General features: G+C 50.8%; 15 protein-coding genes. 5 read left to right on the plus strand and 10 right to left on the minus strand.

Annotated elements, in window-relative coordinates:
- Window positions 1-19 precede the first annotated feature (19 nt).
- A complete protein-coding gene (locus JS578_00560; protein QRX63794.1) occupies window positions 20-277 on the minus strand; it encodes a type B 50S ribosomal protein L31 in 258 nt (85 codons plus the stop codon).
- A gap of 166 nt (window positions 278-443) precedes the next feature.
- A complete protein-coding gene (locus tag JS578_00565) occupies window positions 444-2,678 on the minus strand; it encodes an amino acid permease (protein ID QRX63795.1) in 2,235 nt (744 codons plus the stop codon).
- Window positions 2,679-2,782: 104 nt separating this feature from the next.
- On the opposite strand from JS578_00565, the gene JS578_00570 reads away from it, so the two are divergent.
- Window positions 2,783-4,024 (plus strand): CinA family nicotinamide mononucleotide deamidase-related protein, encoded by a 1,242-nt coding sequence (locus JS578_00570; GenBank protein ID QRX63796.1) that lies wholly within the window; start codon window positions 2,783-2,785, stop codon window positions 4,022-4,024.
- On the opposite strand, the gene serS is transcribed toward JS578_00570, so the two are convergent.
- The 3 genes from serS to tilS all read right to left on the minus strand — a co-directional run bounded on the left by serS (window position 4,017) and on the right by tilS (window position 6,965).
- Window positions 4,017-5,288, minus strand: a complete 1,272-nt coding sequence (gene serS, locus JS578_00575; protein QRX63797.1) for a serine--tRNA ligase — start codon at window positions 5,286-5,288, stop codon at window positions 4,017-4,019. The genes JS578_00570 and serS overlap by 8 nt on opposite strands.
- Window positions 5,289-5,385: 97 nt before the next feature.
- On the minus strand, window positions 5,386-5,523 hold the full coding sequence (locus JS578_00580) for a hypothetical protein (GenBank protein ID QRX63798.1): 138 nt from the start codon (window positions 5,521-5,523) through the stop codon (window positions 5,386-5,388).
- A gap of 122 nt (window positions 5,524-5,645) precedes the next feature.
- Window positions 5,646-6,965: a tRNA lysidine(34) synthetase TilS gene (gene tilS, locus JS578_00585; GenBank protein QRX63799.1), complete on the minus strand. Its 1,320-nt coding sequence runs from the start codon at window positions 6,963-6,965 to the stop codon at window positions 5,646-5,648.
- Between the two features lie 146 nt (window positions 6,966-7,111).
- Between tilS and pheS the strand changes: the two genes are divergently transcribed.
- The 3 genes from pheS to JS578_00600 are packed head-to-tail and all read left to right on the plus strand — an operon-like array spanning window position 7,112 to window position 10,083.
- Window positions 7,112-8,131 carry a phenylalanine--tRNA ligase subunit alpha gene (gene pheS, locus JS578_00590; protein QRX63800.1) on the plus strand — a complete coding sequence of 340 codons (1,020 nt, stop codon included), beginning with the start codon at window positions 7,112-7,114 and terminating at the stop codon, window positions 8,129-8,131.
- A 29-nt stretch (window positions 8,132-8,160) separates the two neighbouring features.
- Entirely contained in the window at window positions 8,161-9,240 is a 1,080-nt protein-coding gene (locus tag JS578_00595) for a DUF4831 family protein (protein ID QRX63801.1), read from the plus strand.
- 6 nt (window positions 9,241-9,246) lie between these two features.
- Window positions 9,247-10,083 (plus strand): DUF3298 domain-containing protein, encoded by an 837-nt coding sequence (locus tag JS578_00600; GenBank protein QRX63802.1) that lies wholly within the window; start codon window positions 9,247-9,249, stop codon window positions 10,081-10,083.
- A gap of 86 nt (window positions 10,084-10,169) precedes the next feature.
- On the opposite strand, the gene JS578_00605 is transcribed toward JS578_00600, so the two are convergent.
- Complete coding sequence (locus JS578_00605; protein QRX63803.1) at window positions 10,170-10,745, minus strand: YceI family protein; 576 nt, start codon at window positions 10,743-10,745, stop codon at window positions 10,170-10,172.
- Between the two features lie 280 nt (window positions 10,746-11,025).
- Between JS578_00605 and sufB the strand changes: the two genes are divergently transcribed.
- Entirely contained in the window at window positions 11,026-12,477 is a 1,452-nt protein-coding gene (gene sufB, locus JS578_00610) for a Fe-S cluster assembly protein SufB (GenBank protein QRX63804.1), read from the plus strand.
- A 15-nt stretch (window positions 12,478-12,492) separates the two neighbouring features.
- Here sufB and ung read toward each other — a convergent pair whose 3' ends face one another.
- The 4 genes from ung to JS578_00630 form a co-directional block, all read right to left on the minus strand.
- The gene (gene ung / locus JS578_00615; GenBank protein QRX63805.1) at window positions 12,493-13,155 is read right to left on the minus strand and encodes a uracil-DNA glycosylase; all 663 of its coding nucleotides are present in this window, start codon (window positions 13,153-13,155) and stop codon (window positions 12,493-12,495) included.
- A gap of 359 nt (window positions 13,156-13,514) precedes the next feature.
- Window positions 13,515-14,552 (minus strand): aspartate--ammonia ligase, encoded by a 1,038-nt coding sequence (locus JS578_00620; GenBank protein QRX63806.1) that lies wholly within the window; start codon window positions 14,550-14,552, stop codon window positions 13,515-13,517.
- Between the two features lie 101 nt (window positions 14,553-14,653).
- Complete coding sequence (locus JS578_00625) at window positions 14,654-15,568, minus strand: dihydroorotate dehydrogenase (GenBank protein QRX63807.1); 915 nt, start codon at window positions 15,566-15,568, stop codon at window positions 14,654-14,656.
- Complete coding sequence (locus tag JS578_00630; GenBank protein QRX63808.1) at window positions 15,556-16,329, minus strand: dihydroorotate dehydrogenase electron transfer subunit; 774 nt, start codon at window positions 16,327-16,329, stop codon at window positions 15,556-15,558. Before JS578_00630 ends, JS578_00625 begins: the two co-directional genes overlap by 13 nt.
- Between the last annotated feature and the right edge of the window lie 46 nt (window positions 16,330-16,375).

Raw genomic sequence — 16,375 nt, forward strand, 5'->3', positions numbered from 1 at the left:
CCGTTCCCAGAATCTATTTTTACTTCTTCTTGTTACGGTTTCCGTAACGGTTCATGAACTTGTCGACACGTCCTGCTGTATCAACCAGTTTCTGCTTACCGGTGTAGAACGGATGCGATGCGCTGGTGATTTCAAGTTTCACCAACGGATAGGTAACGCCATCTATTTCAATAGTTTCCTTTGCGTTGATGGTTGAACGAGAGATGAAGATCTCTTCGTTTGACATATCCTTGAAAACTACCGGACGGTAATTGTTAGGGTGAATTTCTTTTTTCATTATATCCTCTGTTTTATGTGATTCTCTTTTTTCGGATGGCAAAGATAGTACAATCTTCCAAAATAAAAAAATAAATGCTGCTCTTTTTTACCTTGATTGTCAGCACCTCTATTTCGTTGGGGTAGTAGTGGAAGCTACTATGTATCTCTATGCACAATTGCCTCTTCTACTCAATATCCTTTGGTCCGTTGGAGTGAACAAAGAGAATGTTGCCAAGTTCACCATATCCTTCAAAGAGATCGGTGTTGCCATTCCTGAAGTTATTCTCATTGAAACCAATCATGGTGAGTGCCGCATCCCGGGAGTGCTGGTTGATTACCTCTTTCACAGAAAGATTCTCCTGCCGGATGATCACCTCCACGTTATTGGGTGTGATGGGCAATCGCCCTGTTTCCACCAGTTCCCTCATCTGCTTTCTCACCTTTGGAGCATCCTCCTCCGTACAGATGTTAAAGAGCTTGATGTTTGCCCTCTTCCAGTCGGGATGGCCCAGGATAATGAAGCCAAGCAGGATCATCAGGTTGCTGTTCTCGGTATCAAAGCTTCTCACCCAAATGTGGATGCCATTGCGACAAATCAGCGGTTTTCTGCTGGAAGCCAGGATGCAGACGTCGAAACCACCGGCAGTCACCATCCGGATGTTATCGATGATATCGTGTATCTCATCCGGCTCACTCTTGGAAAATTCAAAGATCACCATGTTATTCTCCATCCCCGAGATACCCGGTATCTGTATCGACTGTGCGAAAGCGGAAGTGGTAGAGGGTGAGATGATGGTGTCGATGTAAACATGGCTGGATGTATCCAATCTGCTGAGCAGCCGTTGCAGTTCCTCTTCGGCACGAAGGTTGGTTTCCCTCGAGAAATAACCGTCGATAAGGTGGAGGTAGGTGCCGAAGCCATACTTGTATGAGATCCAGTCCAGCAGCTTCAGTGCGTTGTTGCGCCGGAAGGTGTGGCGGGAGATGCAGATCGCGCTGGGTCTCCATTCCTCCTTGATGGTTGCCCTCCCACCCTTCTTCTGAAGATAGATCTGCAGGTTTCGGTTCATCTGGAAGAGGGTGTTGGCAAAAAGGGCGGCAAAGCCACGCCGGTTGCTGTGGTAGTTGTCCAGGTAGAGGTACAGCAGGATCATGGTGGTAAAGGCAATCAGTGTGTAAAGGAGGCTGATCTGAAACATCACCCATACCGCAGCAATAAAACCGAGCAGTGAGATGTACCATCTGGAGCGGAAAGAGGGTCGATAGGATGGTGATGAGCCGAAGTGGTTCAGGAAGGAGATGAGGCAGAGCGTACCATAGGTGACCAGAAAAAACATGGTGATGATCTGCGCCACAACGTCAACTCCACCAATGGTCACAAAAACCAGTGCGATGATGCAGGTGATCACCGAAGCATTCACCGGCTCATGATCCCTGCCACGCATCTTGCTGACCCACCGGTTCGCTGATCGTATCGGGAGGGAGTTGTCCAAGGCAATCGCCTGAAGGGTACGTGGTCCCACCATCACCGATCCCAGTGCCGAGGAAAAGGTTGATGCAGCCAGTCCCAGTGGTACGATGATGCTGCCGAAAAGGGCAATGTCTCCCATGATCAGTTGGTTGGCCGACAGCTGGTCACTGGAGGCTGAAATTGATAGCTTCCAGGCGATGAAAAAATAGATTACAAAGCTGGTGAGGGTGCCTGCAATGGTGCCGAAGGGGATTGACTTGCTCGGTTTCTTCAGATCTCCTGACAACCCCACGCCGGCGGTCATCCCGGTGAAGGCAGGGAAGATGATGGCAAAGATGAGAAAGAGCTGGTCGCTGTTCTTCAGCATGGCGTTGGAGGCAAAGTAACCCACCTGATCACCCGGAACAGGCTTGCCGAGAAAAAAGAGAATCACCACCAGGATGAGCAGCCCCACCACCACGTAAAGTGCTTTCAATCCCATGTTGGCACCTTTGCTGATCACCAGTGCCGAGAGTAGCAGCATCACCGGTATGCTCACCACCTGTCGTGGCAGATCCATGCCATGCTGCAGGGACATATACTGGAAGAAGAAATCGAAAGCCTCAGTGAAGGCGATCACGTAAAAGGCGACGCTGATGGTCTGAGAGAGGTAGAGCATGATGCCGAGCGTCCCGCCGATGTTGAGTCCGAAGGAGCGGGAGATGAGAAAATATTCGCCTCCACCCTCCACCCGTTTGTTGGTGGCCAGCTCGGAGATAGCCAGTGCCGTGGGGATGGTTACCATGTTACCCACGATAATCAGGATGAAAACACCCCACAATCCCACGGTACCCACCGCATATCCGAAGCGTAGAAAAAGGATGGCACCGAAAAGAGTAGCGATGGCAGTGAAATAGACCGCCGGGGTGCCGAATTTCTTCGCAGGTTCACTCGTAACTGAATTTCTCATGATTCAAAGATATCTTTTTTTGCAATAAAAAACCGATTGATAGCAAAAAAAATGATTATGTAAATGATTATCCCTTAATTTGCACTTCATTTAAAGAAAGTGAGATGAAGATTGAAATTATCACCATTGGTGATGAACTGCTGATAGGGCAAATCACCGACACCAACTCAGCGTGGATGGCGAAGGAGCTGACGGCAGAAGGATTCACGGTAGGTGCCATCACCACAGTGGGCGATGCAGCTGACGACCTTCTCAAGGCACTCAACATTGCCTTTTCACGAGCCGATATCCTGCTGCTTACCGGCGGTGTGGGCCCAACCCGCGACGACCGTACCAAGGAGACCCTCTGCAACTATTTCGGTTGCGGGCTCATTCTTAACAATGAAGTGTTGCAACATATTGAAAACTTGTTCCTTCGCCGCAAAGCCACTCTCAACCCGCTGACACGCGACCAGGCGTTGGTGCCTGAACTGGCAACGGTGATTCCCAACAGCGTGGGTACCGCACCACTGCTCTGGTTCCGAAAGGGAGAACAGCTGCTGATATCGATGCCGGGGGTGCCTTCGGAGATGCGTACAGCCATGCGGGAGGAGATCATTCCCCGTTTAAAGAAACAATTTCAGGTGAACAGCTACCTGCGTCGTGACTACCTGGTGGCAGGCTTTACCGAGTCGGCACTGGCTTCCCATCTGGCTTTGTTTGAAGATCAGCTCCCGGCGCCTTTTTCACTTGCCTACCTACCCTCCTACGGCGGTATCAGGCTGCGCCTCTCAGCATGGGGTAAGGAGCATGCTTCAGCAATGGATCAGCAGGGCAGTAAACTTCTCGGGCTGCTCGGCAACAGCTGCATCACAGAAGGCAACAGAAAAGCAGAGGAGCTGCTTGGTGAGTTGCTCAGAGAGAAACAGCTTACCATTGCCACCGCGGAGAGCTGTACCGGTGGGTACGTAGCTCATCTGATCACCTCTCTTCCGGGGGCCTCCTCGTGGTACATGGGGAGTGTGATCGTATACAACAACAGCATTAAGGAGAAGTTACTGCTGGTAAAACAAGAGACACTGGCAAAGCATGGTGCGGTAAGTCACGAGGTAGCGGAGCAGATGGTAAGAGGAGTGGCAGCGGCAACAGGAACCAACTGCGCCATCGCAGTCACCGGCATCATGGGCCCCGAGGGTGGCACAAAGGAAAAGCCGGTGGGCACCGTGTGGATTGCCACCCTTTGCAGACAACAAATAATTACACACGAATACAGGGTAGGCAGCAGTCGTGCGCAAAACATTGAGCGCACGGCAGGGATTGCCATCTTACAGCTACTGGGAATGGTGCAGGAAGATTCTCTTAGTTGATTAGATCAAATCCGCAGTAAGGCACCAGCACCTCGGGGATGCGGATACCGTCGGCTGTCTGGTTGTTCTCCAACAAGGCAGCCATGATGCGGGGAAGGGCCAGGGCGCTACCGTTCAATGTGTGGCAGAGCTGTGTCTTGCGGTCCGCATCACGATAACGGCACTTGAGCCGGTTGGCTTGGTAGCTCTCGAAGTTGGAGACAGAACTCACCTCCAGCCAGCGTTGCTGTGCTGCAGAGTATACCTCGAAATCGAAGGTGAGAGCCGAGGTGAAGCTCATGTCGCCACCACAAAGACGCAAGATGCGCCAGGGCAACCCCAGTCTCTCCACGAGTGTCTGTACGTATGCCACCATCTCATCGAGCCGCGCATAGGAGTTCTCAGGTTTGTCAATACATACGATCTCCACCTTGTCGAACTGGTGCAGTCGATTCAACCCCCTCACATCTTTTCCATAGGAGCCAGCTTCACGGCGGAAGCATGCAGAATAGGCGGTATTTTTGACCGGGAGTTGTTTTTCATCGAGGATCACATCCCGATAGAGGTTCGTTACGGGCACCTCCGCTGTGGGAATCAGATAGAGGTCGTCGAGCCCCACGTGATACATCTGCCCCTCCTTGTCGGGTAGCTGGCCCGTACCAAAGCCGGAATCACTATTCACCACGTAAGGGGGTTGTACCTCCAGGTAACCCGCATCGCGGGCACTGTCGAGGAAGAAGTTGATCAGGGAGCGTTGCAACCGGGCTCCCTTACCCTTATAGACAGGGAAGCCGGCACCGGCAATCTTCACACCCAGTTCAAAATCAATCAGGTCATATTTCTTTGCCAGTTCCCAGTGAGGCAGTGCACCTTCGGGCAGGTGAGGCATCGCTCCCCCACTCTGTTCCATTAGATTGTCGTCCGCTCCTTTGCCTTCCGGTACGGTGATATGAGGCAGGTTGGGTATGGTAACCAGCAGGCTTTCAATCTTCTCCTGTGCCGCGCGAAGGGTCTCTTCGAGCTCTTTGGACGATTCCTTCAATCGGTTCACCTCTGCACGTGCTTCGTTGGCCTCCTCTTTCCGGCCCTCCTTCATCAAGGCACCTATGGAGCGTGAAAGGGTGTTGACTTCATTCAACACTGCATCGAGTGAGGTCTGCGTACTGCGTCTCAAATCATCCTGTGCGATGATTTCATCAATTACCGCATTGCCATCGAAATTTTTACGTGCGAGGCGATCCAGCACCTCATCCCTGTTTTCTCTGATTACCTTGAGTGTGAGCATAACAAATGGTTCAACTGTTTTCAGGATGCAAAGATATAAAAAATAGGTGCATTGAAACAGCCGGACCGGAAATTATCTGCCAAACGATGTAGTGGGATCAGAACAACTGAAAATGGAGTGTCTCACGCAATTCTTTCTCTTTTTGTTTCTTCTGTCTGTAATAGCGTGAGATATAATAGGCAAAACCGGCGAAGGTGCCCAACAGGACAATGTCTTTGATTGTATTGGTTTTCATCTGTATCTTTTATTGTTTTGAGTTAATAACAACGAATCTGCAATAAGAGTTCTATTTGTAAGACGGATTAACCGCAAAAACGTTGCATTCCAGGCCAAAATCTTTTCAACATCTTGCATTTTTCAAACGTTTTCGGGACATAGCTTAATCTGCAAACCCCTTTTCGTCTTTTCGGTGACCCGAAAACGGTTGTCGGGCCGCTCCCCCACAACCCAGACCAGATCTTCACCCGACAGCAGTACCCACACCTCTTCTTTGTCGCGCAGGTTCATCTTGCGATCTGTAAAAAAGTCACTTAGCTTCTTTCTTCCCTTCATCCCAAAGGGTATGAACCAGTCGCCCGCCTGCCAACGCCGCAAAAGCAACGGAAAGCATAACAGATCACGGTCAACCGTAAGAGTTGATTTATTTTTTTCAATCGCCACCGGCATCTCCAAAGAGCGGATCTCCATCCTCAATGGCTTTGTCAATGATGTTGTATCCTCTTCAATTGTATAAATACAGGTATTATCAGTTTCAGGAAGCGGCGTTACCAGAAAGGCTTCCCGGTCTTTGATCACTCGGTAACGGTCTCCCAGAAACTGTTTGCCCGGAGTAGCATTGAGACTTTCAGCAATGTCCCCGATCACCGAAGAGTTGAATCCAAGCGGCGTGAGGATCTCGTAGAGGAGGGAGCTTGGAGAGGGGTTCCTTTTCAACGCATCGATGTTGATTTCTTCCCCTTGAAAGAGTGACGCCGTCTGTTCGTTGATCGCGGAGGTGTAAACCTTCTCTGCCTCCGTCAGATGTTGCGAGGTGCGGTGGATGGCCTCCTTCACTGAGGGGTTGAGCTGCTCCAGCAGGGGGATTACCCGTAACCTGATGGCGTTGCGCAAAAAACGGTCATCGTTGTTGCTGCTGTCAAAGATTGCGGGAATGCCCCGTTCATCCAGGTACTGTTCAATCTCACTGCGCGTGACGCAGAGCAGAGGCCGTATCAGCCGCCCGTTCTTTGGACTGATGCCGGTAAGTCCCCTGATGCCGGTTCCACGTATCAGGTTGAGCAAGAGGGTCTCTACCGAGTCATCCTTGTGGTGTGCCACTGCAATCGCTTCGGCATTCTCCTGTTGTCGGATCACCTCAAACCAGTCGTACCGCAGTTCCCGTGCAGCCATCTCAATGGAGATCTTCCTGTCGGCGGCATATTGATGCGTATCAAAATCGACAGATCGATAAGGCACATCGATATCCTTGCACCAACGTCGCACAAAATCGGCATCCCGTTGCGATTCATCTCCCCGCAAATGAAAGTTGCAGTGTGCCGCCACACAATGATATCCCAGCAATGTGAGCAGGTCGAGCAATGCCATTGAGTCAGCACCGCCGCTCAGCCCCACGATGACCCTGCAACCCTTTGTGAGTAGCTCATTTTTCTCAATGTATCTCTGTACGGTTTCCAACATGACAATTCTTCTCTTTCATGACAAATGTACAAATTTACCGGCTGCATTCCATCCTCTCACAACAAATCTTTCCCTGAAATATGGGACAAATAGCGGGAAAAAATGTAATTTTGTGCTGTTTACAGAATCATAAGTGAAGATACAATATGCAAGAAAAGATAGAAGCGCTGCTCACCGAGATTGAACAACTGAAAGCGACCACCGCCGAAGAGGTTGAATCGATCCGCATCAAATACCTGAGCAAAAAAGGAATCATCTCCTCTCTGATGGATGAGTTCCGGAACATTCCGGCCGACCAGAAGAGAGAGGTAGGCATGAAGATAAATGCACTGAAGCAAGCTGCCGGTGATCGGTTGCAACAGCTTAAAGAAATGTTCGCACAGAACGGAACAGCTGATGTGCGGGATGACCTCTCACGAACGGCCTATCCCGTAGCGCTGGGCACACGCCACCCACTCTCGATTGTGCGTGAGGAAATTTGCGACATCTTCAAGCGTCTTGGCTTCACCATCGCCGAAGGTCCGGAGGTGGAGGACGACTGGCATGTATTCTCGTCGCTCAACTTTGCCGACGACCACCCGGCACGTGACATGCAAGACACCTTCTTCATTCAGCACGACCCACAGGTGGTGCTGCGTACCCACACCTCCTCCGTACAGACGAGGGTGATGGAACAGACAGAACCGCCCATCCGCATCATCTGCCCGGGAAGGGTTTACCGTAACGAGGCGATCTCCTACCGTGCCCACTGTTTCTTTCACCAGGTGGAAGCACTTTACATCGACAAGGATGTTTCGTTTGCCGATCTGAAGCAGGCACTGCTCTTCTTTGCCAGAGAGATGTTCGGTGCCGATACGAAAATCAGGCTCCGCCCCTCCTACTTTCCGTTCACCGAGCCTAGTGCGGAGATGGATATCTCCTGCAACATCTGCGGTGGAGAAGGATGTCCCTTCTGCAAGCAGACCGGTTGGGTGGAAATACTGGGGTGCGGCATGGTCGATCCCAACGTGCTGGAGAACTGTGGCATCGACAGCAAAGAATACACCGGTTATGCCTTGGGAATGGGTATCGAGCGCATCACCAACCTGAAGTACCAGGTGAAAGATCTGCGTATGTTCTCCGAGAACGACCTCCGTTTCCTGGAGCAGTTCAGGTCGGCACATTGATTTTAATCACAAACCAACAAGTAAACCATATGAAAAGAGCAAACACTACATTCCTGCTGATGCTGATGGTGACCTGCAGCAGCCTCTATGCACAGAAGACAATCCGTGTGAATGCTGTCAGGGCAAACGACTATGGTGTGGTTTACACCCTTCCGAAGAGTACATTTGAGATCACCCTGCTGGTAAAAAAAACAACCTACCAGCGGGGCGATTTTTACACATATGCACAGCCCTACCTGGGAATCAGTGACCCGATCACCGAGAACCAAGCGCGCTACACGCTGGAAGATCTTTCCGTTGTGAACAAGGGAATTGCCGACAAGGCTCAATCATACATGATTGAGTTCAAGGACAAGAGTTTTGAACCCTACGTCACGCTGCGTGAGGATGGCGTGATTGTAGCCGTGAACAGTGAGGGGGAGCTGAAAGGTGACAGCGAGACAACGCTTCCCGACAGTGAGACACCCGATCTCAACCCACGTCGTTTTTTTACACAGGAAACGCTGATGGCTGGTTCCACAGCCAAGCAGGCTGAACTGGTAGCACGTCAGATTCTCGACTTGCGTCGCAGCCGTACCGATATCCTCACCGGCGAAGCGGAGAGCATGCCCCCCGATGGCACCGCCTACAAGGTGGTGATGGATCAGATCGATCTCCAGGAGAAAGCGCTTACCGGTCTCTTCACCGGCACTACAGCCGTTGAGTACATGTCAGTGAGCTATAATGTGGTACCCGATTCAAACGATATCGACCGTCGCGTTGTGGCACGCTTTTCAGAACGACTGGGACCGGTGGATGCCGACAACCTGGCCGGTGAACCTATTTACCTCTCTTTAACAAACAAGACACCCAGGGTTGAGCTGATTCTCTCTGAACGGGAGCTGAAAAAACTGGAGGATAAGTTGAGCAGCGGGCTTGTGTACAATGTTCCCGGGAAGGCAGCACTGGTGATTGAGTTCGGTCACGAGAAGATCTTCGAAAATGAGGTGGATGTAGTACAATACGGTACCAAGGAGGTCCTGGCAAAACGAATGTTCGGAAACATGAAACAACCCATCAGCGTACTGTTCTATCCTGAGTTAGGTGCAATTAAACAGATCATACAATAACCCCCGATGATGCAGAAACAACAGTTCCTCTTTTTCAGCCTATCGGTGGCAGCTCTCCTGCTTATCAGTTCCTGCAATGAGATCCGCTTCGAAACGATGGTGGTGAACGAACATATTCCCCTTCTGGCGGAGAATGATACAACCCTCCCCCATGCGGAGCTGACGCTCTCCTTCACTTATCCGGAGAAGTTCCGGGACGAAGCCTCCCTGAGGCGTCTGCAGCAGATCTTCAACGGCACCTTCTTTGGTGACATTCAATATGACGCCCTTTCACCGAAGGAAGCAATCACCCTCTACACCGAGGCCTATCGTGAACGCTACCGTGCGCTCTCCAACAATTTCTACGAAGAGAAAGCAATGATGGATGGGGAGATGCCGGTATGGTACTGGCATACGCTCGATATCCGGAACGAGCTGTTGCATGTGAGCGACTCACTGATGAGCTACAGCGTCTCATACAGCGATTACGAGGGGGGAGCACATGGATCGCACAGGGTCACCTACACCAACATCGACCTGAATCGACTCACCACCCTCTCGGAAGAAGATCTCTTCCTGCCGGGTTATTACCGACCCCTTACAGAGAAGATCGTGGTGCAGCTGATGAAAGACAACGAGGTTACAGAGCCCGATTCTCTGCAGATGAAAGGATTCTTCACCGTTGAGGATATCCAGCCCAACAACAACTTCTGGCTGAGCGACAGCGCCATACACTACGCGTTCAACCAGTATGAGATTGCCCCCTACGCCATGGGAGTCATCGATGTGACGATCCCTTACAGTGAGCTTACCGAACTGCTTTCTCCCGGGGGAGTGATCACCCGTTACTTCACCACGAAATAAAAAAAGTGGCCGTCTCATGTCATATCATGGGACGGCCTCTTTTCTGATAGCAGGTTCAGCCTTGATCTTATACCGGCCGACTTGCTTTACAGTACGGCACTCTTGAACTCGAGATAGAGTGTGATCATCACCTCCTTGCCAATGCCCAATCCATCGGGGTCATAAGCCACATTGTAATCGAGTCGGTTGATGGTAGTTTTGGCAATGAAGCCTGCCGTCTCACCACCATCCTGACCCTTCACCACGCCACCGTAGATCACATCGAAGGTGACATCCTTGGTGACATCCTTAATCTGTAGCTTGCCATTGAGCTTGTACTTCTTGTCATCCACCTTCTCAACGCTGGTGCTTTCGAAAGACATGGAGGGATACTTCTCTGCATCAAAGAAATCGGCACTGCGCAGATGGTTGTCACGCATCTCGACACTCGTGTTGATGCTTCCCACCTCCACGTTGAAGAATACCCTTGCCTCCTCCATCTTGTCGAGGCTGCCGATGATGCCACCGTCGAACTTCTCGAATTTTCCATTCACAAAGGTGATGCCACTGTGCTTCACTTTAAAGTTCACCGAGGTGTGGGCAGGATCAACCTTGTAGTGCGACTGTGCCGTAACGGCGAATGCAGCAAAGAGGGTGATCAGTAGAAAGAGTCCTTTTTTCATATTGTTTGTTGCTTTAAAATGTTAAATGAGGTTGCGCTTGATTTTCTGAATGAAAAAGAGCGAACCAATTTCTTTGAAATTTGTCGATTCTTCTATCTAACAGTAGCGGAGATACATTTGTTCAACTGCCGGTATGACCATCGGTGATTGATTTAATTGATGAAAAAGGATTATCTTTGTACAACAAAAACAACCTGTTGGTTGTTACTACAAGTCGGGTGGCACCAACCGCCCTGCTTATTCATGCCGGTCGTAACGACCCGAAAATTTCACGATAACTATGCAAGAACTGGATCAGGATCAGATATTAAACGAATTAACGTCACAGGAATATAAATTTGGTTTCACAACAGATGTAGAAACCGAAGTGATTGAAAAAGGACTCAGCGAAGATGTCATCCGACTGATATCTTCAAAGAAGGAGGAACCCGAGTGGATGTTGGAATTCAGGTTAAAAGCTTACCGCCACTGGCTCACGATGGAGCAGCCGGAGTGGGCACACCTGAAGATACCTGCCATCAATTTTCAGGATATCATCTACTACGCCGATCCCACCAAACGCAAAACCCCCCAGAGCCTCGACGAGGTGGATCCGGAGCTCCTTAAAACATTTGAGCGACTCGGCATTCCACTGGAAGAACAGAAGCAGCTCACCGGTGTAGCGGTCGATGCGGTTATGGACAGCGTCTCTGTAAAAACCACTTTCAAGGAGGTGCTCGCCGAAAAAGGGATCATCTTCAGTTCCTTCAGTGAGGCGGTGAAACATCACCCCGACCTGGTGAGAAAGTATATGGGCTCCGTGGTCCCCTACAAGGACAATTACTATGCTGCCCTCAACTCGGCAGTCTTCAGCGACGGCTCCTTTGTTTACATCCCGAAGGGTGTGCGCTGCCCGATGGAACTCTCCACCTATTTCCGAATCAACACGGCCAACACGGGTCAGTTTGAACGTACCCTGATCGTGGCCGATGACGACTCTTACGTGAGTTACCTGGAGGGTTGCACCGCGCCGATGCGCGATGAGAACCAATTGCATGCCGCCATCGTGGAGATCGTGACACTCGAAAACGCGGAGGTGAAATATTCTACCGTGCAGAACTGGTACCCCGGCGACAAGAATGGTAAGGGTGGTGTCTACAACTTCGTGACCAAACGGGGAATCTGCAAGGGCAACCACTCCAAAATCTCCTGGACACAGGTGGAGACTGGCTCAGCCATCACCTGGAAGTACCCCTCCTGCATCCTCGCCGGCGACTACTCGGTGGGTGAATTCTACTCTGTGGCGGTGACCAATAACTTCCAGCAGGCTGATACGGGTACCAAGATGATCCACCTGGGCAAGAACACCCGCAGCCGCATCGTCTCCAAGGGCATCTCGGCCGGCAGCAGCAACAACAGCTACCGGGGACTGGTAAAAGTGACCAAGAAGGCTGAAAACGCCCGCAACCACTCACAGTGCGACAGTCTGTTGCTTACCGATCATTGCGGTGCACACACTTTCCCCTATACCGATATCCAGAACCCGACAGCCATTCTCGAACACGAGGCAACCACCTCCAAGATCAGCGAAGATCAGATCTTCTACTGCAACCAGCGTGGCTTGGGCGAAGAGGAGGCCATCGGTCTGATCGTGAACGGTTACGTGAAAGAGGTGGTGAACAAGCTCCCGATGGAGTTTGCAGTGGAAGCGCAAAAACTGCTTCAAATCAGTCTTGAAGGTAGTGTGGGATAATTGCTACACATTCCACTACCAGACAATCGGCTCTTTTCCATGAGCCGTGAGATAGGCGTTTGCGCTGCTGAAATGGTTGTTACCAAAAAAACCGCGGTGTGCAGATAGTGGCGAAGGATGCGGTGACTTTAAAACAAGATGCCTATTCGCATCAATACCCTCCCCTTTTCGTTGTGCATATGCTCCCCAAAGTATAAAGACAAGGTTTTCCCTTTCTTTTGCCAGCCGTTCAATAACCCTGTCGGTGAATCGTTCCCATCCCTTGCCCTGGTGTGAACCTGCGCGGTTGGCCTCAACCGTGAGGGTTGCATTGAGCAGCAGCACCCCCTGCGTGGCCCACTTTTCAAGATTGCCGGAAGCAGCGGGTGGTTTTCCTATGTCATTCTGCAGCTCCTTGTAGATATTCAGCAGAGAGGGAGGCAGCGCAATTCCGTCGTTCACCGAGAAACAGAGCCCGTGGGCTTGCCCCGGCTGGTGATAGGGATCTTGCCCCACGATGACCACCTTCACCCGCTCAAAGGGGCAGCGGTCGAAAGCCTGAAAAATCAACTTCGCCGGGGGATAGACTGTTCCTGAGCGGTATGCCTCCCGTACGAAACGGGTCAGCTCTTCGAAATAGGGCTGTTCAAACTCATTCTTTAACAGTTCCTTCCAACTCTCTTCAATTTTCACTTCCATAACAAGCAGATTAGGGATGACGAAAATACAAAATCATCTTCAGTATAAAAAGAAAAGAGTCTGTCTCAATATACAAATGAGATGTTTTTTTTATCCCATCCACTAAGAATCGCCTTAGTTGGCTTTTTACAGCGTATAAACTCACTCGTAACTGACTCTAATCTCAGTCGAATCTATTAGAACGAGATTAGAACCATATTAGAACCATATTAGAACGAGATTAGAACCAGTAACGAACGAGATAGGCTGTTTCTTCCTGAAATAGGGTCATCAAACAGTCACGTTTAAACAGAAAAAAAGCGGTCTCATCACATCAGATGAGACCGCCTCTATTATTCTATTAAGGGTAATGAGCTGAGTCAGATCAGAAATACACCCTGTTCTTTTGCTTCTTCACGCATCTGCCGGGGCCAAAGGCTTGCCTGAATCTCTCCAATGTGAGCCTTGCGCAGGTAGTACATGCAGAGGCGCGACTGGCCGATGCCGCCTCCAATGGAAAGTGGCAATTCATTGTTCATCAGTCGCCGGTGAAAGTAGAGCGAGTGACGCTCCTCCTTGCCTCGAGCCTTCAGCTGAGAGGCCAGTGCGGTGGCATCGACACGTATCCCCATGGAGGAGAGCTCCACCGATTTCTTCAGAACAGGATTCCATACAAGGAGATCACCGTTCAGGCCGGGGTAACCATCCGCAGCGATTGTGCTCCAGTCGTCGTAATCGGGTGCACGTCCGTCATGCGGCTCACCGTTACTCAGGGGAGCTCCGATCCCGATGATGAAGACAGCGCCAAATTCTTTCGTGATGGCATCTTCCCGCTGTTTGGCATCCATATCGGGATAGCGCTGCAGGAGCTCTTCAGCATGGATGAAGGTGATCTCTGAGGGAAGCTGCGGTGTGATGGAGGGAAAGAGTTCAAATACCAGGTATTCAGTGCGGAGCATGGCGGCGTAGATTCTCCTGACAACGTTCTTAAGAAATTCCACGGTTCTCTCCTTTTCACTGATCACCAGCTCCCAGTCCCACTGATCCACATAAAGTGAATGAAGGTTATCCAGCTCTTCATCGGCCCGTATGGCATTCATATCGGTATAGATGCCAAAACCCTCTTCAATTTCATAGTCGGCCAGGGTCAACCGCTTCCATTTGGCCAGGGAGTGTACGATCTCGGCATGCTTGTCGTTCATGTCCTTGATGGGAAAACGAACCGGACGCTCCACGCCGTTCAGGTCGTCATTGATCCCGGTTCCGCTCTCCACGAAAAGTGGTGCGGTCACCCTTCTCAGACGAAGCTCGGATGAGAGATTGACCTGAAAGAAATCCTTGATGCTTTTGATTCCCAACTCGGTCTGTTTGAGATTCAAGAGCGGTATGTAACCATCTGGGATTTGCAATTTTGACATATGATCTATCTAATTTAAATCAATTTGAATCGGCAAAGATAGTATAATTTTTCATTTTGTCAAAGATAATCCCAAATAAAAGTACAATTTGATATTAATGATCATGCTGTTTCCATCGCACCCACCAGGTCGGTCACCGATGCGATGTTGTGTCGTTGTAGGTAGGCCTCAATGCCCTCCACAATCTTCACCGATACCGAGGGGTCGATGAAGTTGCAGGTGCCCACCTGAATGGCGGTAGCGCCGGCCAGGATGAACTCTATGGCATCCTCCCAGTTACAGATGCCACCCATGCCGATTACCGGTATGTTGACTGCATGAAAGACCTGCCATACCATTCTCAGGGCGATGGGTTTGATGCAGGGACCGGAGAGTCCTCCCGTCACGGTGGAGAGTTTCGGCCGTCTGCTCTCGGCATCGATGGCCATTCCCAGGAAGGTGTTTACCAGAGAGACCGAATCGGCTCCCTCTGCCTCCACCGAGCGTGCAATCTCCGCAATGTCGGTGACGTTGGGAGAGAGTTTGACAATCAAAGTGCCGGGATAGACCCTGCGTACCGCTCTGGTAACCTGTGCTGCCGAGGCACAGGTGGTACCGAAAGCCATCCCTCCCTCCTTCACATTGGGGCAGGAGATGTTGAGTTCGATGGCGGGAATTTTTTCAAGACCCACCAGCTTCTCGGTGCAGGCCACATAATCTTCCACGGTGGAACCGGAAACGTTGACGATCATCCGGGTGTCGTAATCCTTTATCACCGGGTAGATCTGCTCAACGAAATAATCGACCCCCTTGTTATGTAGTCCCACCGCATTGAGCATGCCGGAAGGCGTCTCCGCCATCCTGGGGTAGTCGTTCCCCTGGCGCGGTTCCAGGGTGGTACCCTTCACGAAGATGCCGCCGAGACGACCCAGATCCATGAAATCGGTATATTCGGTACCGTAGCCGAAGGTGCCCGAGGCGGTCATCACCGGGTTGCGCAGCAGCATACTGCCTATTGTTACTTCTAATCGAGCCATGTCAATTCATTTATGTCAAATACGGGCCCCTCGGTGCAGGCACAGAGATTGCCACGGGTTGTTTTTTCCACGCAGCAGAGGCAGGCACCGAATCCACACGCCATCAGGTTCTCGAGCGATGCCTCACAAACGATCCCCCTTTCATGGGCATAGCGTGCCACCGCCACCATCATTGGCTTGGGACCACAGGTGAAGATGAAGTCATATTTCTTGTGCTGCAGCACCGGGTGATGTGTAACGTATCCCTTCTCACCGAGTGATCCATCTTCGGTAGTGCAGTAGAGCGTACCATACGCTGTGAAGTCGGATCGCTGCAGGATGTTTTTTTCCGAAGCTCCTCCCAGTAGGAAATCGCACGCTATGCCTCTCTCATGCAGCTTCTTTCCCAGGAACAGGAGGGGAGCCGTCCCCACGCCGCCACCCACCAGCAGGTAGCTTCCGGGGTTGGAGGGGATGGTGAAGCTGTTGCCCAGTGGAACCAGCATGTTGAGTCGCCCCCCGACAGCCATCTCACATAGCTTTTGGGTACCTTCACCCACTGATTGCACCAGTAGCCAAATCTCGTTCCTTTCCGGTACAATGTTATTGATGGAGATGGGTCGTCGCAGGAAGGTATGTTGCGCATTTTCAACCAAAATCTGTACAAACTGACCGGGAAGCATCTCCGGCAGCTGTTCATTGTCGCTGGGGACAACCTTTAACAGATGGTTCTGGTCGTTCAGTTTATCATTTGAGCGAACGGTGAAATCGAGTTGTTTCATCGGAATCATATCTTTGTTCGCTACAAAAGTACATCATAAATTTCAG

It is taken from the genome of Dysgonomonadaceae bacterium zrk40, from assembly GCA_016916535.1.
GTDB lineage: Bacteria > Bacteroidota > Bacteroidia > Bacteroidales > Dysgonomonadaceae > Proteiniphilum.